Source organism: Streptomyces sp. SS1-1, assembly GCF_008973465.1.
GTDB lineage: Bacteria > Actinomycetota > Actinomycetes > Streptomycetales > Streptomycetaceae > Streptomyces.
Window position 1 is genome coordinate 3,713,767 of record NZ_WBXN01000004.1, and the last position, 20,771, is coordinate 3,734,537.

A 20,771-nucleotide genomic window follows, 5' to 3' on the forward strand; every position below is an offset into this window, starting at 1 on the left:
CCGTGCGTTCCCTGTGATCGCGGGGACACGCATACTCGGGGGGTGACCGCGTTCGAACCCACGCCCCCGCCGGGCGCACCCCCCGCCGCGTACGACGCCGTCGTGCTCGCCGGCGGCGCGGCCCGGCGGCTGGGCGGCGTGGACAAACCCGCGGTCCGCGTGGGCGGCCGGGCCCTGCTCGACCGGGTCCTCGGCGCCTGCGCCGACGCGCGGGCGACCGTCGTCGTCGCCGGCCCGCGTCCCACCGCCCGTCCGGTGCGCTGGGCCCGGGAGGACCCGCCCGGCGGCGGCCCGCTCGCCGCCCTGGACGCCGGGCTCCGGCACACCACCGCCGACGTGGTCGTCGTCCTCTCCGCCGATCTGCCGTTCCTCCACGAGGACACGGTGCGCACCCTGCTGGCCGCCCTCAGCGGCGCCCCGGACACGGCGGGCGCGCTGCTCACCGACGCCGACGGCCGCGACCAGCCGCTCGTCGCCGCCTACCGCGCCCCGGCCCTGCGCCGTGAACTGGCCGCGGTCACCCGGGAACACGGCGCGCTGACCGGGCTCCCCCTGCGCCGGCTGACCGGCGCCCTCGACCTCACCCGCGTCCCCGACCCCGTCGCGTCCTTCGACTGCGACACCTGGGACGACATCGCCACCGCCAGGGCACGCATCAGGGAGCATGGGCACGTGTTGGATGAATGGATCTCCGCAGCCAAGGACGAACTGGGCATCGACCTCGACGTCGACATCAAGGTCCTGCTGGACCTCGCCCGGGACGCGGCCCACGGCGTCGCGCGGCCCGCGGCGCCCCTGACCACCTTCCTCGTCGGCTACGCGGCCGGCCGGGCCCAGGGCGGCCCCGAGGCCGTCGCGGAGGCGTCCCGCAAGGCCGCCGCGCTCGCCCGGCGCTGGGCGGACGAGGCCGCCGCCGCCAAGGCCGACGCGGCCCCCGACGCCACCCCCGACACCCGCCCGGACGCCGGATGACCCCCGGCGGCACGCGGGCCGGCCAGGACGCCGAGGACCTCGACATCGAGGAGGTGCTCGCCCTCGTGAACGAAGGCCACGGCCCGTCCGCGCACGGCGACTCCGTGCCCGCCCCCACCCCGCGCCCCCATGGCTCCGGGCGGTCCGGCCGGGCCGCGGAGGACGGCCATCACCGGGCCACGCCCTGGCCCGACGCCCGCGAGACCGCCGCCCGGGCGGCCCGTGCGGCGGTGAAGGCCGCGCGCCGCGCCCCCGTCCCGGTGCCGCTGGACGCCGCCCTCGGCCTCACCCTGGCCACCCCGCTCACCGCGCTGACCGACCTGCCCTCCTTCGACACCTCCGCGATGGACGGCTGGGCGATCGCCGGGCCGGGCCCCTGGGCGGTACGCGAGGAGGGCGTCCTGGCCGGGCACGCCGAGGCCGCCGCGCTGACCGACGGGGAGGCCGTGCGGATCGCGACCGGCGCCCGTATCCCGCCGGACACCACCGCCGTGCTGCGCTCCGAGCACGGCACCCTGGACGCCAAGGGCCGGCTGCACGCCGGCCGGGACATCGAACCGGGCCAGGACATCCGCCCGCGCGGCCAGGAGTGCCGTACCGGCGACCATCTGCTCGCGACCGGCACCATCGTGACCCCGGCCGTGCTCGGAGTGGCCGCGGCCGCCGGGTACGACACGCTCACGGCGGTGCCCCGCCCCCGGGTGGAAGTCCTCGTCCTCGGCGACGAGTTGCTCACCGAAGGGCTCCCCCACGACGGGAAGATCCGTGACGCCCTCGGGCCGATGCTGCCGCCCTGGCTGCGCGCCCTCGGCGCCGAGGTCCTCGCCGTGCGCCGGCTCGGCGACTCCGCCAGGGCCCTGCACAAGGCGCTCACCGCCTCCCGCGCCGACCTCGTCGTCACCACGGGCGGCACCGCCGCCGGCCCCGTCGACCATGTCCACCCCACGCTGGAGCGCATGGGCGCCGAACTGCTGGTGGACGGCGTCCAGGTGCGCCCCGGCCACCCCATGCTGTTGGCCCGGCTCAAGGAGGACCAGCACCTGGTCGGCCTGCCCGGCAACCCGCTGGCCGCCGTGTCCGGGCTGCTCACGCTCGCCGAGCCGCTGCTGCGGACGCTCGCGGCACGTCCCGCGCCCGAGTCCTACACGCTTCCGTTGAAGGAGGCCGTGCACGGGCATCCGCGGGACACCCGGCTGGTGCCGGTCGTGCTGCGCGGCGACCACGCCGTGCCGCTGCACTACCACGGCCCGGCCATGCTGCGCGGCATGGCGGCGGCCGACGCCCTGGCCGTCGTACCGCCCGGAGGTGCCCGGGCCGGTCAGGAGACCGCACTGCTGGATCTGCCCTGGGCGGCCGCCGGTATCGAGGTGTGTTTCACGTGAAACTTCCGGGTCAGGACGCGATCGCCCGTCAGGCGGACGAGCGGATCGCGACCTATCGGGTCACGCTCCCGAAGAAGCTCGTGGAGCACCCCTTCCGGCAGGTCGCCAAGCGGGTGTCGCTGGCCCTCGCCCTGCTGGTGCTCACGGCGCTGATCGTCTACGCCGACCACGGGGGCTACAACGACAGCTCCGACGGCTCGGTCGACCTTCTCGACGCCTTCTACTACTCGACCGTCACGCTGTCGACCACCGGGTACGGGGACATCACCCCGGTCAGCGACGCCGCCCGGTTCACGAATATCTTCGTCATCACGCCCATGCGGGTGCTGTTCCTGATCATCCTGGTCGGCACCACGCTCGAGGTCCTTACCGAACGGACCCGCGAGGAATGGCGCCTGAACCGCTGGAGGTCCACCTTGCGTGACCACACCGTCGTCGTCGGCTTCGGCACCAAGGGCCGTTCGGCGATCCAGACCGTCTGCGCGACAGGGCTCAGCAAGAACCAGGTCGTCGTGGTCGACCCCAGCTCCAAGGTGATCGAGGCGGCCGTCGCCGAGGGCTACGCCGGTGTCACCGGGGACGCGACCCGCAGTGAGGTCCTGAAGCGGGCCGAGGTGCACAAGGCGCGGAAGATCATCATCGCGACCCAGCGCGACGACACGGCCGTGCTGGTGACCCTCACGGCCCGCCAGCTCAACCGGGGCGCGAAGATCGTGGCCGCGGTCCGCGAGGAGGAGAACGCCCCGCTGCTGAAGCAGTCCGGGGCGGACGCCGTCATCACCAGCGCCAGCGCCGCCGGACGGCTGCTCGGCCTGTCCGTGCTCAGCCCCGCGGCCGGCATGGTGCTGGAGGACCTGATCCACCAGGGCACGGGACTCGACATCGTCGAACGGCCGGTCATAAAGGCCGAGGTGGGCAAGAACCCCCGGGAGCTGGACGACCTGGTGGTCAGCGTCCTGCGCGGGCACCGGGTGCTCGGCTACGACGACCCGGACGTCGGCACCCTGGAGCTGACGGACCGGCTCATCACCATCGTGCGGGCGACGCCGGGCGCGCAGGTCGCGCCCGACGCCTGGCGGCTGCCTCAGGGCTGACGCACCGCCCGGTTCTACTTGCGGTTGTACAGACGCATCGTGACCGGCCCGAAGACCAGCACGAACAGGCAAATCCAGCCCAGCGACCAGGCGACGTCGGCCGCGGGCCAGTCGCCCGCCATCAGTCCGCGCACCGCCGTGGCCAGATGGGTGATCGGGCTGTTGTTGACGAACGCCTGGAGCCAGCCCGGCATGGTCCTCGGGTCGACGAAGACGTTGGACAGGAAGGTCAGCGGGAAGATCACCATCATGCTGACGCCCATCACCGACTTCTCGGAGCGCAGCAGCAGACCGAACATCGTCCAGATCCACGAGAACGCGAAGGAGAAGGCGACCAGCAGCGCGATGCCCGCGACGACGCCGCCCACTCCGCCGTCCGGACGGAAGCCGAGGATCATGCCGACGGTGAGCATCACGACGGACGCGATGGTGTAGCGCAGGGCGTCGCCCAGCAGATAGCCGACCATCGTGGACGGGCGCCAGATCGGCAGCGTCCGGAACCGGTCGAAGACGCCCTTCTCGATGTCGGTGTTCACCGAGACACCGGTGTACATGGTGATCATCACGACCGACATCACCAGGATGCCCGGCAGCAGGAACTGGATGTACGCCGTCGGGGACCCGGCCAGGGCGCCCCCGAACAGGTACGTGTACATCAGCACCAGCATGATCGGGAACGCGGTGACGTCGAAGAGCTGCTCGGGCACGTGCTTGATCTTCAGGATGGCCCGCCAGCCGAACGTCATCGACGCCGACCAGGCGCTGGGCCGCGGCGGACGCTCCTTGGCGATCAGCAGCGCGGCGAGCGATTCGGTGCTGACGGGGGCGAGGTCCCGGCCCTCGGTCTGTGTCACGGTGCTCATGCCGCCACCTCGTCCTGGTCGCCCTCGGTCTCATGGGTGTCGTGTCCGGTCAGGGCGAGGAACACCTCGTCCAGGCTGGGCTGGCCCAGCGAGAAGTTGTCGACGGTGATGCCGCCGCGGGCCAGCTCGGCGAGCGCGCGGCCGGCCTGCTCCGCCGCGCCCTGCCCGTTGCCGGCGCCGCCGACGCGGGCGGTGAGGGCCACGGGATCGGGCTCGGACTGCACCTCGGCGTCCAGGGCCAGCCGCAGGATGCGCGCGGCCTCCGGTCGCTGCGCGGGGTCGCGCAGCCGCAGATGGACGGTGCCGGCGCCGACGGACGCCTTCAGTTCGCCCTTGGTGCCCTCCGCGATCACCCGGCCCTGGTCGATCACGGCGATCCGGGACGCCAGCTGGTCCGCCTCGTCCAGATACTGCGTGGTCAGTAGGACGGTGGTGCCCTGGGCGACGACCGCGCGCACGATGTCCCAGACCTGGTTGCGGCTGCGGGGGTCCAGGCCGGTCGTCGGCTCGTCGAGGAAGAGCAGGTCGGGGGTGTTCAGGATCGACGCGGCGATGTCGATACGGCGGCGCATACCGCCCGAGTAGTTCTTGACCTGCTTGCCGGCCGCGTCCGTCAGCCCGAACGCCTCCAGCAGCTGTGCCGCGCGCTCGCGTGCGGCCGGCTTGCGGTGGCCGAGGAGGCGGGCCAGCAGGACCAGGTTCTCCGTGCCGGTCAGGTCCTCGTCGACCGAGGCGTACTGGCCGGTGAGGCTGACCCGGCCGCGTACCGCGTCGGCCTCGCGCACCACGTCGTGCCCGAAGACATGCGCCTCGCCGCCGTCCGGGCGCAGCAGGGTGGCGAGCATCTTCACCGTGGTCGTCTTGCCGGCGCCGTTCGGTCCGAGGACGCCGTAGACCGTGCCGGCCGGAACCGCGAGGTCCACGCCGTCGACGGCCCGTGTCTCACCGAATGTCTTCACCAGGCCCGCGGTCTCGATGGCGAGACCGGTCGTCTGCGTGCTCATGCTGTCGGGGTCCTTCCGGAAGGGTCCTTCCGCGGTCTTGGGCTACGCATGGGGAGACCTTTACGGTCCCGCGAAATCATCGGTGCCGCACAGGATTTTCACCGGGACCGGTGCGGCGCACGGGACGGCGGACGGTGGTGGACGCGGGCCCCGGGGGTAGCGTCCGTGACATGCATGCGATCACGATTGCGGAACCGGGCGGGCCCGAGGCGCTGGTGTGGGACGAGGTCCCCGACCCCGTGCCGGGCGAGGGCGAAGTGCTGGTCGAGGTGGCGGCGGGCGCCGTCAACCGGGCCGACCTGCTGCAACGGCAGGGCTTCTACGACCCGCCGCCCGGCTCCTCCCCGTACCCCGGCCTGGAGTGCTCCGGACGGATCGCCGAGGTGGGCCCCGGCGTCTCCGGCTGGGCCGTCGGCGACGAGGTCTGCGCGCTGCTCGCGGGCGGCGGCTACGCCGAGAAGGTGGCCGTGCCGGCCGGGCAGCTGCTGCCGGTCCCGGAGGGCGTGAGCCTGACGCAGGCCGCGGCGCTGCCCGAGGTGGTGTGCACGGTCTGGTCGAACGTCTTCATGATCGCCCATTTGCGTCCCGGCGAGACCCTGCTCGTGCACGGCGGCTCCAGCGGCATCGGCACCCTCGCGATCCAGCTCGCCAAGGCGGTCGGCGCGAAGGTCGCCGTCACGGCGGGCAGCAAGGAGAAGCTGGAGCGGTGCGCCGAGCTGGGCGCCGACATCCTGATCGACTACCGGGAGCAGGACTTCGTCGAGGAGATCAAGCAGGCCACGGGCGGTGCCGGGGCCGACGTGATCCTCGACATCATGGGCGCGAAGTACCTCGACCGCAACGTCCGGGCCCTCGCCGTGAACGGCCGCCTCGCGATCATCGGACTGCAGGGCGGGGTGAAGGGCGAGCTCAACCTGGGCGCCCTGCTGGCCAAGCGCGCCGCCATCACCGCGACCTCGCTGCGGTCCCGGCCGCTGGAGGAGAAGGCGGCGATCGTCGCGGCCGTGCGTGAGCACGTGTGGCCGCTGCTGAAGGCCGGCCAGGTCCGTCCGGTCGTCGACCGCGAGATCCCGATGAACGACGCCGCCGAGGCGCACCGGGTGGTCGAGGAGAGCGGGCATGTCGGCAAGGTGGTGCTGGTCGTGCCGTAGAGGGGCGTCCTCGGGGCGTGTCCGCGAAGTCCCGCCGGCCGCCTGGCACGCCCTACCCGCGGCGCAGGCGCAGGCCGACGAAGGCGAGGCCCAGGCCGAGGCCGACGAGGACCAGGCCCATGCCGAGGGGCAGGACCTGCAGGACGGGCTGCTGCGCCCGCTGCTGGGTGCCGGCGCCCTGTGCGTCGTCCGCCGCCCGTTCGGACGGCGGCGCGGTGGCGTCGGCGGCGGCCGCCGTGTCCTCGTCGTCCGGTACGGCGGCGGCGGTGTCCTCGTCGGCCGGGGGTGCCGTGGCTTCCTGGTCGCCGGCCGGGCGCACCGATGCCTCCGACTCCTCCAGGGGTGCCTTCTGCCGTCCGGGCCGCTCACGGCCCTCGCCGGGCCGGCTTCCGGCGCGGGACGGTTCGTCGGAGGGTTTGGTCCGGCCGGCGGAGGGGCCGTGGGCGCTGGCGCTGGGCGACGGCTCGTGCCGCGCGGAGTGCCAGGACTCCCGCGCCTCCTCCCGGTCACGGGCCTCCTCCCGGTCACGGGCCTCCTCCCGGTCACGGGCCTCCTCGCGCCCGCCCGGCCTGTGGTGCTCCGGGTGCTCCCCGTGCCGCGACGGCGCGGCGGAGGGCCCCTCGGAGGCGGCGGGGTGCGAGGGGCGCCCGGAGTCCCGGTCCTCCTGCTCACCGGCGGACGGGTCCGTGGACGGCGACGCCCGGAAAGTCGCCGTGGGGCCCTGAGCGGCGCGCGCGGCCCCGGCGCCGTGGGCCGTGCCGGTGCCACCGCCGGCGACCAGTCCCATGACCAGCACACCGAGCAGTCCGGTCGTGCGCATGACCCCCATCGCTCCCACTGCCTTCACCACCCAAGAGAGTCCGCGGCACCCCGAGCCAGCCCACCCCCAGGGGACAAGCCTCACAGCACCGGGCGCACCCGGCATTCCGGGCGCCGCCACCCGGCCGACCCGTCCAGGTGGGCGCGTGAAATCTCCGGCGGCGTGAATGGTGGATCAGCCCCCGCGGGGGGCACCCCGATGATGAGCTGTCCAGGTGCGAGAGAATGGCGGCATGGAGATGCCGAGGAACGACAGGCAACCCGAGAACCCCCAGATCCTGGTCGTGGGCCAGGACGGAATGGCGCTCGGTGGCGGCGGCGGGAACGACGACTCCCGCGAGACCCCGGTGACGGAGCAGGTGGAGCAGCCCGCGAAGGTCATGCGCATCGGCAGCATGATCAAGCAGCTGCTCGAAGAGGTGCGCGCCGCTCCCCTCGACGAGGCGAGCCGGGCCCGGCTGAAGGAGATCCACGCCAGTTCCGTCAAGGAACTGGAGGACGGCCTGGCCCCCGAGCTCGTCGAGGAGCTGGAACGGCTGTCGCTTCCCTTCACGGACGAGGGGACGCCGTCCGACGCGGAACTGCGCATCGCGCAGGCTCAGTTGGTCGGCTGGCTGGAGGGCCTCTTCCACGGCATCCAGACCACCCTGTTCGCCCAGCAGATGGCGGCGCGCGCCCAGCTGGAGCAGATGCGCCGCGCCCTCCCGCCCGGTGTGGGCGGCGACGACGGCGACCACCCGCAGGCCGGCCGGACGGGCGGCCCGTACCTGTAGGACGTCCTCATCCACGGACGACGAGGGCCCGGCGGCCGATGCCGCCGGGCCCTTCCTCGTCGGTCCGTCACCCGGACCGGTTGGTCACCCGGACCGGTCCGTCACTCGGGGTTGCCGGTGGACACCTTGAACTTCATCACCGGCGGGTTGTCCGGGTCGAAGTCCTTGCGGATCTTGGGCTCCTGCTCCATGACCGTGCCCTGGCCGTACGTGTTCTCGTCGGTGTCGATCTTCTCGTACTCCCAGCCGGCGGCCTTCAGGCACTCCTCGACCGACGGCCAGTACCGGAAGGTCAGGTCCGGCATCGTCACCTTGTCCGGGTCGAGGTAGGACTCGCGCGGCTCGGTGCACTCGCTCGTCTCGACGGTCCGCGAGGTGTCGCCCTGCCGCCAGCCCGGCGCCTTGGAGATCTCGGTGGCCGTCGGCGAGCCGCCGCCGCCCCCCTTGCCCTCGTCGCCCCCGCCGCCGTTCATCGACAGCGCGGCGATCAGACCGCCCACGGCGACCAGGGCCACGACGATCGAGCCGACGATCACCGACCGGTTCCGCTTCCGGCCGCCCGGCGCGCCCTGCCCCTGCCCCTGCGGCGCGATCGTGTACGGCGGAGGCGTCGCGTGGCCGGGCTGCGCGGAGTAGCCGGCGGGCGCCGGCGTCGCGAAGCCGGACTGCTGCGGATAGCCGTACGCCGGGGTCGGCCCGGACGGCGGCGGGGTGCCGTACGGCGAGGGCGGCGGCGTCGGCTGGTACGGCTGCTGCACGGGCCCGGTGCTCGGCGGCGTCTGCCCGACCGGCGGGAACACCGAGGCGCCGACGCCCTGGCCGCTCTGCGTCTGCGCGCCCGGCACGATGCTCGGCGGCGCCGCCTGGAAGGACTGCGCGATCCGCAGGCACTCGTCCCGCATGGCCTCGGCGCTGGGGAAGCGTTCGTTCGGGTTCTTCTTCAGAGCGCGGGCCACCAGCGCGTCCACCGCGGGCGGCAGCGAGCGGTTGATGGAGGACGGGGCGACCGGCTCCTCCTGGACGTGCGCGTACGCGATGGCCAGCGGCGAGTCCGCGTCGAACGGCAGCCGCCCGGTGACGAGCTGGAACAGCATGATGCCGACCGAGTACAGGTCGGAGCGGGCGTCCACGCCCCGGCCGAGGGCCTGCTCCGGCGAGAGGTACTGCGGGGTGCCGACGACCATGCCGGTCTGCGTCATCGACGTCACGCCGGACTGCATGGCGCGCGCGATGCCGAAGTCCATGACCTTGACGACGCCGCGCTTGTTCAGCATCACGTTGCCGGGCTTGATGTCGCGGTGGACCAGGCCCATCTCGTGGCTGATCTCCAGCGCGGCGAGCACGTCCGCGGTGATCTTCAGCGCCTGGTCGGCGGACATCGCCCCGGCCCGCCGTACGGCCTCGTCGAAGACGGAGCTGAGCGGGCGGCCCTCGATGTACTCCATGACGATGTACGGCGTCGTCATGCCGTCCATCTCGTCCTCGCCGGTGTCGAAGACGGAGACGATGTTGGTGTGCGTGAGCTTGGCCACTGCCTGGGCCTCGCGCCGGAAGCGCTCGCGGAACGCCGGCTCGCGGCCCAGCTCGGTGTGCAGCGTCTTGACCGCGACCTGGCGGTCGAGCACGGAGTCGTAGGCGAGGTGGACGGAGGCCATGCCGCCCTGGCCGAGCAGGTCGCGCAACTGGTAGCGGCCCCCGGCCAGCGACCGTCCCGCGTGCGCGTTCTGTGCGCCGTCCTGGCTCATGTTCTGCGTCCCCCGTGCCCCTTGGGCGCCTGCGGCTGTCCGGGATCCGCTGATCCCGGTTGATCCAATGTGCTATTCCCGGCCAAGTCTGCCCCACGGCACCGACAGGTCAAGCGAGGTGCCCGTTCCGTGACCGTACGCGAAGGCCGCGTCGCCCAAGCGTTACAGGGGTCGTACCGTCGGTGCACACAATTTGCACGTGGGGGCCGGGTGAAGGTTTCATGACCGGTCCGTCTTCGCCAGATCGGGGCGGCCGTCCCGGACCGGCGGCTTGCGCCGAGGCTGTAGCGTGGCCGACGGAGACCGTAACAACACCGCGCGCACCGCGGGCAGAAACGACGGCGAGGACCGATGGCACAGCAGCAGCGCGCTCAGGGCCCGTCCGACCCCGAGGCGGCTGGCGGCGGTATGTCAGACGCGCCGGAGATGTGGGGTAACGGCGGGCTGGTCGGGGACGGCCGGTACCGGCTGACCCGCAGACTCGGCCGGGGCGGCATGGCCGAGGTGTTCGCGGCCGAGGACGTCCGGCTGGGACGTACCGTGGCGGTGAAGCTGCTGCGCTCCGACCTCGCCGAGGACCCGGTGTCCAAGGCCCGCTTCACGCGCGAGGCCCAGTCCGTGGCCGGCCTCAACCACCACGCGATCGTCGCCGTGTACGACTCCGGCGAGGACGTCGTCGGCGGCCACTCCGTGCCGTACATCGTCATGGAGATCGTCGAGGGCCGCACCATCCGCGACCTTCTCATCAACGCCGAGGCGCCCGGACCCGAGCAGGCGCTCATCATCGTCTCCGGTGTCCTGGAGGCCCTCGCCTACTCGCACCAGCACGGCATCGTGCACCGCGACATCAAGCCCGCCAACGTCATCATCACCAACAACGGCGCCGTGAAGGTGATGGACTTCGGCATCGCGCGCGCCCTGCACGGCGCGCAGTCGACGATGACCCAGACCGGCATGGTCATGGGCACCCCGCAGTACCTCTCGCCCGAGCAGGCGCTCGGCAAGGCGGTCGACCACCGCTCCGACCTGTACGCGACCGGCTGCCTCCTCTACGAACTCCTCGCGCTGCGCCCGCCGTTCACCGGCGAGACCCCGCTGTCGGTGGTCTACCAGCACGTCCAGGACATCCCGACCCCGCCGTCCGAGGCGTCCGACGCCGCGCCGCCGGAGCTCGACGGCCTCGTCATGCGCTCGCTCGCCAAGGAGCCGGACGACCGGTTCCAGACGGCCGAGGAGATGCGCGGCCTCGTCCAGTACGCGCTGCAGATGCTGTACGACCAGGGCGGCCACACCGGCACCTGGAACACCGGCCCGGTGACCACGCACGAGGGCCGGCACACCCCGGCCGGCGGCTTCGCGCACACGGCCGTCATGGGGCACCCGGGCGACCCCGGCTCCGGGACGACCCAGATTCCGCAGCCGATCCTGCCCGGCGGCTACGGCGGCGGGGACGACGGCGGCTTCGAGGGGCACGGCAACCGGGGCAGCGGCCGCGGCAAGCTGTGGATCCTCGCCGTCCTCGCGGTCATCGCGATCGCGGCCGGTGTCGCGCTCGCCGTCAACAACGGCAAGGGCGGCGGCGACGACAACACGCCGACCAAGCCCACCGCGACCCAGAGCGAGGACCGGGACAAGCCGTCCGAGGAGCCCACCGACGAGGCGACCGAGGACCAGACCGGCGGCTACGACGACGGCGGCACGGACACCGGCTCCGACCCGGACTGGTCGCCGACCCAGGAGCCCACGCAGGAGCCGACGCGGGAGCAGCCGCAGAAGCCGACGCAGGAGCCGACGACGCAGCAGCCGACGCAGGACCCGACGGAGGACCCGACAGCGCCGACGACGGAGGACCCGCCGGAGCCGACGGGGGATCCGACGGCCTCGACGGGGACCATCGCGGGCAACGGCGTCTGACCGACCGGCCCCACCTCCACCCACGCGCGCGTGCGCCCCGAACGGGCTCACGCGCGCTTTTCACACCCCTGAGCTGCAGTTTGTCACTGCCCGTGGCCGTCGGACACGGGCAGTGACACGACGACCCTTCCCGTGACCTGGCTCACCGATATAACGTGCCGTTGTTCCGGCCCCCTGCAAGGCTGTGACCAGGACTGTTCCCGACTTTCGCGATTTACTTGGATTTCCAAGCAAAATCCCAGGTCAGGAGGGGTTTCACAGAAATGTGGAGCACTGGGTAACGTGCCTTTTGCAGGGCGCTCGCCGGGGCACCTGTCACGCCTGTCCCCAACGAGCCGCACCCACCCCGTGCGTCCGAGGGCCGCAGGTGAGCCGCGCCCCCACGTTCCCACCGCGGAACAGGGGGTAACCCCAGCACCCGGCGAACCCGGGTAGCCGGACCGACGGAGGAGCACACGTGACCGTGGAGAGCACTGCCGCGCGAAAGCCGCGACGCAGCGCCGGTACCAAGAGCACGGCCGGCAAGACCACATCCGCGAGGAAGACGGCGAGCGCCGAACCCGAGCTCGTCCAGCTGCTGACGCCCGAGGGCAAGCGCGTCAAGAACGCCGAGTTCGACAAGTACGTCGCCGGCATCACCCCCGAAGAGCTCCGCGGCCTCTACCGCGACATGGTGCTCACCCGCCGCTTCGACGCCGAGGCCACCGCCCTGCAGCGCCAGGGCGAGCTGGGTCTGTGGGCCTCGCTGCTCGGCCAGGAGGCCGCCCAGATCGGCTCCGGCCGCGCCACCCGCGAGGACGACTACGTCTTCCCGACGTACCGCGAGCACGGCGTCGCCTGGTGCCGGGGCGTCGACCCCACCAACCTGCTCGGCATGTTCCGCGGCGTGAACAACGGCGGCTGGGACCCGAACAGCAACAACTTCCAGCTGTACACGATCGTCATCGGCTCCCAGACGCTGCACGCCACGGGCTACGCGATGGGTGTCGCCAAGGACGGCGCGGACAGCGCGGTCATCGCCTACTTCGGCGACGGCGCCTCCAGCCAGGGCGACGTGGCCGAGTCCTTCACGTTCTCCGCGGTCTACAACGCCCCCGTGGTGTTCTTCTGCCAGAACAACCAGTGGGCGATCTCCGAGCCGACCGAGAAGCAGACCCGGGTGCCGCTGTACCAGCGCGCGCAGGGCTACGGCTTCCCCGGCGTGCGCGTCGACGGCAACGACGTCCTCGCCTGCCTCGCCGTGACGAAGTGGGCGCTGGAGCGCGCCCGCAACGGCGAGGGCCCGACGCTGGTCGAGGCGTTCACGTACCGCATGGGCGCCCACACCACCTCCGACGACCCGACCCGCTACCGCGGGGACGAGGAGCGCCAGTCCTGGGAGGCGAAGGACCCGATCTTGCGCCTTCGCGCGTACCTGGAGTCCGCAAACCACGCGGACGAGGGATTCTTCGCGGAACTGGAGACCGAGAGCGAGGCGTTGGGCAAGCGAGTGCGCGAAGCGGTCCGCGCCATGCCGGACCCGGACCGTTTCGCCATCTTCGAGAACGTGTACGCGGACGGGCACGCGCTCGTCGACGAGGAGCGCGCCCAGTTCGCCGCCTACCAGGCGTCGTTCGCGGACGTAGAGGGGGCCTGACATGGCAGCGGAGAAGATGGCTCTGGCCAAGGCGATCAACGAGTCGCTGCGCCGCGCCCTGGAGACGGACCCGAAGGTCCTCGTGATGGGTGAGGACGTCGGCAAGCTCGGCGGTGTCTTCCGTGTCACCGACGGCCTGCAGAAGGACTTCGGCGAGAGCCGGGTCATCGACACCCCGCTCGCCGAGTCGGGCATCGTGGGCACCGCGATCGGTCTCGCCCTGCGCGGGTACCGCCCGGTGGTGGAGATCCAGTTCGACGGCTTCGTCTTCCCGGCGTACGACCAGATCGTCACGCAGCTCGCGAAGATGCACGCCCGCTCGCTGGGCAAGGTCAAGCTCCCCGTCGTCGTCCGCATCCCCTACGGCGGCGGCATCGGCGCGGTCGAGCACCACTCGGAGTCCCCGGAGTCGCTGTTCGCGCACGTCGCCGGTCTGAAGATCGTCTCGCCGTCGAACGCGTCCGACGCGTACTGGATGATGCAGCAGGCCATCCAGAGCGACGACCCGGTGATCTTCTTCGAGCCGAAGCGCCGCTACTGGGACAAGGGCGAGGTCGTCACCGACGCCATCCCCGGCCCGCTGCACAAGGCGCAGGTGGCCCGCGAGGGCCGCGACCTGACGCTCGCCGCCTACGGCCCCATGGTGAAGACCTGCCTGGAGGTCGCCGCGGCGGCCGCCGAGGAGGGGCGCGACCTGGAGGTCCTGGACCTGCGGTCGGTCTCCCCGCTCGACTTCGACACCATCCAGACCTCGGTGGAGAAGACCCGCCGGCTCGTCGTGGTCCACGAGGCCCCGGTGTTCTTCGGTTCCGGCGCGGAGATCGCCGCCCGGATCACCGAGCGCTGCTTCTACCACCTGGAGGCCCCGGTGCTCCGGGTCGGCGGCTACCACGCCCCGTACCCGCCGGCGCGCCTGGAGGAGGAGTACCTGCCGGGTCTGGACCGGGTGCTCGACGCCGTCGACCGTGCCCTGGCGTACTGAGGAGAGGGTCGTGACGACGATGACAGACGCGTCCGTGCGCGAGTTCAAGATGCCCGACGTCGGTGAGGGTCTCACCGAGGCCGAGATCCTCAAGTGGTACGTCCAGCCGGGCGACACCGTCACCGACGGGCAGGTGGTCTGCGAGGTCGAGACCGCCAAGGCGGCCGTCGAGCTGCCCATCCCGTACGACGGCGTGGTCCGCGCCCTGCACTTCCCCGAGGGCACCACGGTCGACGTCGGCACGTCGATCATCGCGGTCGACGTCTCCGGCGGGGCGGCCCCGGCCGACGAGGAGCCGCCCGCGCCCGCGCAGGAGGAGGAGGCCGAGCCGCAGGGCCGCCAGCCGGTGCTCGTCGGCTACGGCGTCTCCGCCTCGTCCACCAAGCGCCGCCCGCGCAAGGGCGCCGAGGCGCCGCGCCAGGAGCCCGAGCCGGCGGCGCAGGCCCTCCAGGCCGAGCTGAACGGGCACGGCCCCGCCGTCGCCCCGGACCTGGGCCGTCCGCTGGCCAAGCCGCCGGTGCGCAAGCTGGCGAAGGACCTGGGCGTCGACCTGGCGACGGTGACCCCGACCGGCCCCGACGGGATCATCACCCGCGAGGACGTGCACGCGGCGGTGGCGGCGCAGGCACCGGCCGCCGAGCCGGAGCCCACGGCCCCCCAGGCGGCGGCGCCCGCCCCGGCGGCCGTCCCGGCGCCCGCGGCCTCGTACGACGGCGCCCGGGAGACCCGTGTCCCGGTCAAGGGCGTCCGCAAGGCCACGGCGGCGGCGATGGTGGGCTCGGCGTTCACGGCCCCGCATGTCACGGAGTTCGTGACCGTGGACGTGACGCGGACCCTGAAGCTGGTCGAGGAGCTGAAGGCGGACAAGGAGTTCGCGGGGCTGCGGGTGAACCCGCTGCTGCTGATCTCCAAGGCCCTGCTGGTCGCGATCAAGCGCAACCCGGACATCAACGCGTCCTGGGACGAGGCGAACCAGGAGATCGTGCGCAAGCACTATGTGAACCTGGGCATCGCGGCGGCCACCCCGCGCGGCCTGATCGTGCCGAACATCAAGGACGCCGACGCCAAGACGCTGCCGCAGCTGGCGGAGGCGCTGGGTGAGCTGGTGTCCACGGCCCGGGAAGGCAGGACGTCCCCGGGCGCGATGCAGGGCGGCACGGTCACCATCACCAACGTCGGCGTCTTCGGCGTCGACACCGGCACCCCGATCCTCAACCCGGGCGAGTCGGCGATCCTCGCGGTCGGCGCCATCAAGCTCCAGCCGTGGGTGCACAAGGGCAAGGTGAAGCCGCGTCAGGTCACCACGCTGGCGCTGAGCTTCGACCACCGCCTGGTCGACGGCGAGCTGGGCTCCAAGGTGCTCGCGGACGTGGCGGCGATCCTGGAGCAGCCCAAGCGGCTGATCACCTGGGCGTGAGCCCCGTAAGGCGCTGAAAGGGGCGGTCACCTCGCGGTGACCGCCCCGTTCGTCATGCCCGACCGCTCGCCGAAGGTCAGCTGATCTTGGCGTAGCCGTAGGTGATGAGCTTCTTCACGTCCGCCGTGCGGTTGGCCTCGGAGGAGGCGGTGAGCACGGTGCCGACCACGGACTCGCCGTTCAGGGTGGCCGCGAAGACGAGGCAGTACTTCGCCTCGCTGCCCGAGCCGGTCTTCACGCCGAGCGTGCCGTTCCAGCCGAGCAGGGTGTTGGTGTTCTTCCACGCCGCCATCGTGCGGGTGGAACCGGTCTTGGTGATGGTCTTCGCCGTGTAGGACTTCGTCTTGACGACGGTCTTGAACGTCGAGGACTTCATCGCGCTGCGGGCCAGCTTCGTCAGGTCGCGCGGCGTCGAGTAGTTCTTGCCGTTGCTGATGCCGTCGAACGAGTCGAAGTGCGTGTTCGTCATGCCGAGGCTCTTCGCCATGGTGTTCATCTTGCCGATGAACGACTTCACGCGGGCGTTGACCGTGGAGCCGGTGCCGTACTTGTCGGCGAGGGTCATCGCGGCGTCGCAGCCGGACTTGAGCATCATCCCGTAGAGCAGCTGACGGACGGTGACCTTGTCACCGACGATCAGGTTCGCCGAGGACGCCCCCTTGGACACGATGTAGTTGCTGACCTCCTTCTTTATGGTCACCTTCGTGTCGAGATTGAGGTTCGACTGGGAGAGGACGACCTTCGCGGTCATGACCTTCGTCGTCGAGGCGGTCAGCCGCTTCGTGTCCGCCGACTTCGAGAACAGCGTCTTGCCGTTGGCGCTGTTCATCAGGAACCCGCCCTTGGCATTGATCGAGGGCGTGGTGACGGCCTGCGCGGGCGCCGCCGTGAGGGCGCCGGTGGCGAGAACGGCGCCGGTCGTGAGGACGACGGCGGCGGCTCTGCGAACACGCATGCCCTTGTGTGCAGTTATCAACTGATTTACCCCGATTACGTCTTATGCCCCTGCGGTGCGGCCGAGTTGGAGGGGAAGAAAGTGGGGCCGCACGTGTGTGACACGTAAGTAGCACACAAGGTTGCGCCGCCGCTGGTCCGGACGGTGCTTCTTTGCCGGGAGATTCCATCGGACGGGTCCGCATCGTGGACCGCCCGGCCCTTGCGTACGTGTTGTATCTATGCTGTGGGCATGCCTACCGCCCCGCCCGCCCCCGTGAAGCAGCCGCCCGCCGCCGACCGCGTCTACAGCCATGTGAAACAGGGCGTCCTGGAGCGCCGCTACGAGGGCGGCACGCTCCTCACCGAGGGAGAACTCGCCGAGGCCGTCGGCGTCTCCCGCACCCCGGTCCGCGAGGCGCTGCTGCGGCTGGAGGCGGAGGGGCTGCTCAAGCTCTACCCGAAGAAGGGCGCCCTGGTCCTGCCCGTCTCCGCGCAGGAGATCAAGGACGTCGTGGAGACGCGCATGCTCGTCGAGGAGCACGCGGCGCGCAAGGCCGTCCCCGCGCCCCCCGGGCTCCTGGAGCGGCTGGAGGAACTGCTCGACCGGCAGAAGGCGCAGGCCGCCGCCGGCGACTTCGCGGCGGCCGCCGTCACCGACCGCTGCTTCCACGCCGAGATCGTCCGCAGCGGCGGCAACGAGATCCTCTCCCGCCTCTACGACCAGCTCCGCGACCGGCAGCTGCGCATGGGCGCCGCCGTGATGCACTCCCACCCCGACCGGATCGCCAAGACGCTCAGCGAGCACGAGGAGATCCTCACGGCCCTGCGCTCCGGCGACCCGCAGGCGGCCGTCGCACTGGTCCACCGGCACATCGACTGGTTCTCGCACCTCGCCCGGGGTGAGGAGCGATGAGGCAGCCCACCCTGCCCGGCGACCCCCCGGGCGGACGGCGCGCGATCGCCGTCTGGGGCATCGGCGTCTCCGTCTACTTCGTCGCCGTCATCTTCCGCACCTCGCTCGGGGTCGCCGGACTGGACGCCGCCGACCGCTTCGACGTGAACGCCTCCGCCCTGTCGACGTTCTCGATCCTCCAGCTGCTCGTGTACGCGGGCATGCAGATACCCGTCGGCCTGCTCGTCGACCGGCTCGGCACCAAGAAGGTGCTCGCCATGGGCGCCGTGCTGTTCACGGCGGGACAGCTCGCCTTCGCCTTCTCCCCGTCGTACGGCATGGCCCTCGCCTCCCGGGCCCTGCTGGGCTGCGGCGACGCGCTGACGTTCATCAGCGTGCTCAGGCTCGGCACCCGCTGGTTCCCGGCCCGGCGCGGCCCGCTGGTCGCCCAGCTCGCCGGACTCGCGGGCATGGCGGGCAACCTCGTCTCCACCCTGGTCCTGGCCCGGGTGCTGCACGGCGTCGGCTGGACGGCGGCGTTCGCGGGCAGCGCGGGCGCGGGCGTCGTGGTGCTCGTGCTGACCCTGCTGTTCCTCAAGGACCACCCCGAGGGCCACGAACCGCAGCCGGTCCCGCACCAGGGCGCCGCCTACGTCCGCCGCCAGATCGCCGCGTCCTGGCGGGAGCCCGGCACCCGGCTGGGCATGTGGGTGCACTTCACGACGCAGTTCCCGGCGATGGTGTTCCTGCTGCTGTGGGGACTGCCCTTCCTGGTCGAGGCGCAGGGCCTCACCCGCGCCACCGCCGGGGAGCTGCTCACCCTCGTCGTCCTGTCCAACATGGCCGTGGGCCTCGTCTACGGACAGGTCGTCGCCCGGCACCACGGAGCCCGGCTGCCGCTCGCCCTCGGCACGGTCGCCGCCACCGCCGTCCTGTGGGCGACGACCCTGGCCTGGCCGGGCGACACGGCGCCGATGGGCCTGCTCGTCGTGCTGTGCGTGGTGCTCGGAGCCTGCGGACCGGCCTCCATGCTCGGCTTCGACTTCGCCCGCCCGGCCAACCCGCCCGAGCGGCAGGGCACGGCCTCCGGCATCACCAACATGGGCGGCTTCATCGCCTCCATGACGACGCTGTTCGCGGTCGGGGTGCTGCTCGACGCCACCGGCGACGACTACCGGATCGCCTTCTCGGCGGTCTTCGTCCTGCAGGCTCTCGGCGTCAGCCAGATCCTGCGGCTGCGCGGACGCGCCGCCCGCCGCGAACGGGAACGCCTGGTCGCCAGCCGGGTGGAGACCGTGCACGTCCCCGCGTGAGTCAGCTCGTGGGCACCAGGGTGAGGTAGGCGAGTCCGAGGACGCCCCGGTAGCTCATCCACTGGGCGCGGTGCCGGTCGAGGCGCTCCCGCGTCTCGGCCGCCCGGGGGTGGCCGGGGTGGTCCGCCAGCCACACCTCGGCGTCCGCCTGGTACGCCGACTCGAACTCCTCCCACTCGCCGGCGTCCGCCGTCTCCGTCCACTCCGGGCGGAAACCGGCCTCCACGGCGAGGTCGAGGAGGGTGCCCAGGTCGTGGTGGTCGGTGGCGCTCGCGCCCGGCCACATGCCCGCGAGCTCGGCCTCCGTCGGGGGCCTCTGCCAGAAGCCCTCCCCGAGCAGCACCCGGCCCCCGTCGGCGACCAGGCCGCGCAGCGCCCGCAGCGCGTCGGTGATGAGCTCGGGCGGCTCTGCCGTGGTGAGGGCCTGGCTGGACCCGACGCACAGCACCAGGTCGGCCGGGCCGTGGGGCGTCCCGGTCGCCGACTCCTCCAGAAACCGCACCCGTCCGGCCAGCCCGCGCTCCCGGGCGATCCGCCGGCCCCGGGCCAGGTCCTCGGTGTCGAGGTCGATCCCGGTCCCGGTGGCCCCCGGCACCGCCTCGAGGACCCGCAGCATCAACTCGCCCCAGCCGCAGCCGATGTCGAGGACGGTGGCGGGAGCAGTCCGGGCCAGCCGCTCGACCAGCCGGCCGGCGCGCTGCTCGGACAGGGGGCCGTGGAAGGTCAGCCGGGTCAGCCGGGGCGGCCCGTCGGAAAGCCGCGTGAGGTGCGGGTCTGCGTCGGTCACGGCGGGGACGGTAGCCGGGACCCGGGCGGCGGCGACACCGGTTTTAGGTCCGCCGCCGCGCCCGTGACGGACTACTGGGTGACGGTGAAGTTCCGCAGGATGGCCGCCGTCAGCTCGGGGTCGCCCTCGGTCTTCACCCGGTCCGCCACCGACTCCGGCGCGACCCGGCCGCAGGCCAGCCGGACGAACGTCTCCCAGTCCAGGGTCAGCGCGGCGGCCGGGCCCAGCGCGGGGGCCGTCTCCAGGGTGCCGCGGCCCTGGATGTCGATGCGGATCGTGCGCAGGAACTCCACCGGGCCGTGCACGTCGAGCACGATCGCCGAACTGCGGGGCGCGTCCACCTTGGTGGCCATGACGTCCGGCATCCGGCCGAGCAGCACGTCCCGGGCGACGAGCGCGCCGGGGGAGTCCAGGTTGCCGGGGCGGCCCAGCGCGGCGCGCAGGTCCTGCTCGTGCGCCCACACGGCGAAGGCGTGCGTGCGCATCGACTCCTCCAGGGTCAGCTCCGCGCCCAGCGGGCCGCGCACCTTGGTGCCGGGGTCACGGCTCTCGTTCCGCAGCTGGCGGTTGCGGCGGATGACCGTGTACTCCAGCTCCGACGTCATCTCCGGCGCCGTGTGGTGGCGGCGGACGTCGACCTGCATCTCCATGTAGCGCTGGTGGTCGTTGGTGACGTGGAAGAGGTCGCGCGGCAGTGTGTGGATGGGGCGCGGGTCGCCCAGCATCTCGCAGTCCAGCCCGATGACATGGGAGACGACGTCGCGCACCGACCAGCCGGGGCAGGGGGTGCGCCGGTTCCACTCGCCTTCGACGAGCGGTGTCACCAGCTCGGATATCGCTTCGATGGAGTGGGTCCAGGCGTCGGCGTAGGGCTGGAGGGTGGGATGCAGACTCACGGAACGGGACCCCTCGGCGGTTGGTACGTCGGTTCGCGGGCAGGTTCTGGCGGCGGTGCCAGTGGGCGGCGGCGGCTGTCGGCGGGTGTCTCGGCGGTCCCCCACGTTCTCGGCTGCGCTCGAACAGGGGGGACCCCCAAAGTTACGCTGCTGTGAGGCACCCCGGCAGTGCTTTCGTGTGACGATCGTAGGCCC

At 72.3% G+C, this 20,771-nt stretch carries 18 protein-coding genes; 11 read left to right on the top strand and 7 right to left on the bottom strand.

Going from position 1 to position 20,771, the window contains the following annotated elements:
* The first annotated feature begins 42 nt into the window (after nucleotides 1-42).
* Genes F8R89_RS18305 through F8R89_RS18315 form a run of 3 tightly spaced genes read left to right on the top strand, consistent with a single transcriptional unit; the run spans nucleotide 43 to nucleotide 3,448 of the window.
* Nucleotides 43-972 (top strand): NTP transferase domain-containing protein, encoded by a 930-nt coding sequence (locus F8R89_RS18305; RefSeq protein ID WP_225994426.1) that lies wholly within the window; start codon nucleotides 43-45, stop codon nucleotides 970-972.
* A complete protein-coding gene (locus F8R89_RS18310; protein WP_151784978.1) occupies nucleotides 969-2,354 on the top strand; it encodes a molybdopterin molybdotransferase MoeA in 1,386 nt (461 codons plus the stop codon). The genes F8R89_RS18305 and F8R89_RS18310 overlap by 4 nt, the downstream gene beginning before the upstream one ends.
* Nucleotides 2,351-3,448 (top strand): potassium channel family protein, encoded by a 1,098-nt coding sequence (locus tag F8R89_RS18315; protein ID WP_151784979.1) that lies wholly within the window; start codon nucleotides 2,351-2,353, stop codon nucleotides 3,446-3,448. The genes F8R89_RS18310 and F8R89_RS18315 overlap by 4 nt, the downstream gene beginning before the upstream one ends.
* A gap of 14 nt (nucleotides 3,449-3,462) precedes the next feature.
* On the opposite strand, the gene F8R89_RS18320 is transcribed toward F8R89_RS18315, so the two are convergent.
* Nucleotides 3,463-4,311 (bottom strand): ABC transporter permease, encoded by an 849-nt coding sequence (locus F8R89_RS18320; protein ID WP_151784980.1) that lies wholly within the window; start codon nucleotides 4,309-4,311, stop codon nucleotides 3,463-3,465.
* Entirely contained in the window at nucleotides 4,308-5,315 is a 1,008-nt protein-coding gene (locus F8R89_RS18325) for an ATP-binding cassette domain-containing protein (RefSeq protein WP_151784981.1), read from the bottom strand. The genes F8R89_RS18320 and F8R89_RS18325 overlap by 4 nt, the downstream gene beginning before the upstream one ends.
* 170 nt (nucleotides 5,316-5,485) lie before the next feature.
* Here F8R89_RS18325 and F8R89_RS18330 point away from each other — a divergent pair, with 170 nt between their 5' ends.
* A complete protein-coding gene (locus F8R89_RS18330; RefSeq protein WP_151784982.1) occupies nucleotides 5,486-6,466 on the top strand; it encodes an NAD(P)H-quinone oxidoreductase in 981 nt (326 codons plus the stop codon).
* Nucleotides 6,467-6,518: 52 nt separating this feature from the next.
* Here F8R89_RS18330 and F8R89_RS18335 read toward each other — a convergent pair whose 3' ends face one another.
* Nucleotides 6,519-7,286: a hypothetical protein gene (locus F8R89_RS18335; protein ID WP_151784983.1), complete on the bottom strand. Its 768-nt coding sequence runs from the start codon at nucleotides 7,284-7,286 to the stop codon at nucleotides 6,519-6,521.
* A 232-nt stretch (nucleotides 7,287-7,518) separates the two neighbouring features.
* Here F8R89_RS18335 and F8R89_RS18340 point away from each other — a divergent pair, with 232 nt between their 5' ends.
* Nucleotides 7,519-8,058 (top strand): bacterial proteasome activator family protein, encoded by a 540-nt coding sequence (locus tag F8R89_RS18340; protein WP_151784984.1) that lies wholly within the window; start codon nucleotides 7,519-7,521, stop codon nucleotides 8,056-8,058.
* Nucleotides 8,059-8,159: 101 nt separating this feature from the next.
* On the opposite strand, the gene F8R89_RS18345 is transcribed toward F8R89_RS18340, so the two are convergent.
* Nucleotides 8,160-9,803, bottom strand: a complete 1,644-nt coding sequence (locus F8R89_RS18345) for a protein kinase domain-containing protein (RefSeq protein ID WP_151784985.1) — start codon at nucleotides 9,801-9,803, stop codon at nucleotides 8,160-8,162.
* A gap of 351 nt (nucleotides 9,804-10,154) precedes the next feature.
* Here F8R89_RS18345 and F8R89_RS18350 point away from each other — a divergent pair, with 351 nt between their 5' ends.
* From F8R89_RS18350 to F8R89_RS18365, 4 genes are all read left to right on the top strand, one after another.
* Nucleotides 10,155-11,717 carry a protein kinase domain-containing protein gene (locus F8R89_RS18350; RefSeq protein ID WP_151784986.1) on the top strand — a complete coding sequence of 521 codons (1,563 nt, stop codon included), beginning with the start codon at nucleotides 10,155-10,157 and terminating at the stop codon, nucleotides 11,715-11,717.
* A gap of 457 nt (nucleotides 11,718-12,174) precedes the next feature.
* Entirely contained in the window at nucleotides 12,175-13,353 is a 1,179-nt protein-coding gene (gene pdhA / locus F8R89_RS18355) for a pyruvate dehydrogenase (acetyl-transferring) E1 component subunit alpha (protein WP_062666033.1), read from the top strand.
* A 1-nt stretch (nucleotide 13,354) separates the two neighbouring features.
* Nucleotides 13,355-14,335, top strand: a complete 981-nt coding sequence (locus F8R89_RS18360) for an alpha-ketoacid dehydrogenase subunit beta (protein WP_151784987.1) — start codon at nucleotides 13,355-13,357, stop codon at nucleotides 14,333-14,335.
* 10 nt (nucleotides 14,336-14,345) lie between these two features.
* Complete coding sequence (locus tag F8R89_RS18365; RefSeq protein WP_151784988.1) at nucleotides 14,346-15,752, top strand: dihydrolipoamide acetyltransferase family protein; 1,407 nt, start codon at nucleotides 14,346-14,348, stop codon at nucleotides 15,750-15,752.
* Nucleotides 15,753-15,828: 76 nt separating this feature from the next.
* Here the strand turns inward: F8R89_RS18365 and F8R89_RS18370 are convergent, their stop codons facing one another.
* On the bottom strand, nucleotides 15,829-16,707 hold the full coding sequence (locus F8R89_RS18370) for a D-alanyl-D-alanine carboxypeptidase family protein (protein ID WP_151784989.1): 879 nt from the start codon (nucleotides 16,705-16,707) through the stop codon (nucleotides 15,829-15,831).
* Nucleotides 16,708-16,938: 231 nt separating this feature from the next.
* On the opposite strand from F8R89_RS18370, the gene F8R89_RS18375 reads away from it, so the two are divergent.
* Both F8R89_RS18375 and F8R89_RS18380 read left to right on the top strand, forming a co-directional pair.
* Nucleotides 16,939-17,601 (top strand): GntR family transcriptional regulator, encoded by a 663-nt coding sequence (locus F8R89_RS18375; RefSeq protein ID WP_151784990.1) that lies wholly within the window; start codon nucleotides 16,939-16,941, stop codon nucleotides 17,599-17,601.
* Entirely contained in the window at nucleotides 17,598-18,893 is a 1,296-nt protein-coding gene (locus F8R89_RS18380; protein WP_151784991.1) for an MFS transporter, read from the top strand. Before F8R89_RS18375 ends, F8R89_RS18380 begins: the two co-directional genes overlap by 4 nt.
* Nucleotide 18,894: 1 nt before the next feature.
* Here the strand turns inward: F8R89_RS18380 and F8R89_RS18385 are convergent, their stop codons facing one another.
* Both F8R89_RS18385 and F8R89_RS18390 read right to left on the bottom strand, forming a co-directional pair.
* Nucleotides 18,895-19,680: an SAM-dependent methyltransferase gene (locus tag F8R89_RS18385; RefSeq protein WP_151784992.1), complete on the bottom strand. Its 786-nt coding sequence runs from the start codon at nucleotides 19,678-19,680 to the stop codon at nucleotides 18,895-18,897.
* A 71-nt stretch (nucleotides 19,681-19,751) separates the two neighbouring features.
* Entirely contained in the window at nucleotides 19,752-20,576 is an 825-nt protein-coding gene (locus F8R89_RS18390; protein WP_151784993.1) for a maleylpyruvate isomerase family mycothiol-dependent enzyme, read from the bottom strand.
* Nucleotides 20,577-20,771 lie beyond the last annotated feature (195 nt).

Excerpts from the sequence above, each read along its gene's own strand:
- F8R89_RS18360 (WP_151784987.1), top strand. The coding sequence starts at position 13,355 with ATGGCAGCGGAGAAGATGGCTCTGGCCAAGGCGATCAACGAGTCGCTG.
- F8R89_RS18310 (WP_151784978.1), top strand. The coding sequence starts at position 969 with ATGACCCCCGGCGGCACGCGGGCCGGCCAGGACGCCGAGGACCTCGAC.
- F8R89_RS18370 (WP_151784989.1), bottom strand. The coding sequence starts at position 16,707 with ATGCGTGTTCGCAGAGCCGCCGCCGTCGTCCTCACGACCGGCGCCGTT.
- F8R89_RS18340 (WP_151784984.1), top strand. The coding sequence starts at position 7,519 with ATGGAGATGCCGAGGAACGACAGGCAACCCGAGAACCCCCAGATCCTG.
- F8R89_RS18350 (WP_151784986.1), top strand. The coding sequence starts at position 10,155 with ATGGCACAGCAGCAGCGCGCTCAGGGCCCGTCCGACCCCGAGGCGGCT.
- F8R89_RS18335 (WP_151784983.1), bottom strand. The coding sequence starts at position 7,286 with ATGCGCACGACCGGACTGCTCGGTGTGCTGGTCATGGGACTGGTCGCC.
- F8R89_RS18380 (WP_151784991.1), top strand. The coding sequence starts at position 17,598 with ATGAGGCAGCCCACCCTGCCCGGCGACCCCCCGGGCGGACGGCGCGCG.
- F8R89_RS18330 (WP_151784982.1), top strand. The coding sequence starts at position 5,486 with ATGCATGCGATCACGATTGCGGAACCGGGCGGGCCCGAGGCGCTGGTG.
- F8R89_RS18345 (WP_151784985.1), bottom strand. The coding sequence starts at position 9,803 with ATGAGCCAGGACGGCGCACAGAACGCGCACGCGGGACGGTCGCTGGCC.
- F8R89_RS18375 (WP_151784990.1), top strand. The coding sequence starts at position 16,939 with ATGCCTACCGCCCCGCCCGCCCCCGTGAAGCAGCCGCCCGCCGCCGAC.
- F8R89_RS18325 (WP_151784981.1), bottom strand. The coding sequence starts at position 5,315 with ATGAGCACGCAGACGACCGGTCTCGCCATCGAGACCGCGGGCCTGGTG.
- F8R89_RS18320 (WP_151784980.1), bottom strand. The coding sequence starts at position 4,311 with ATGAGCACCGTGACACAGACCGAGGGCCGGGACCTCGCCCCCGTCAGC.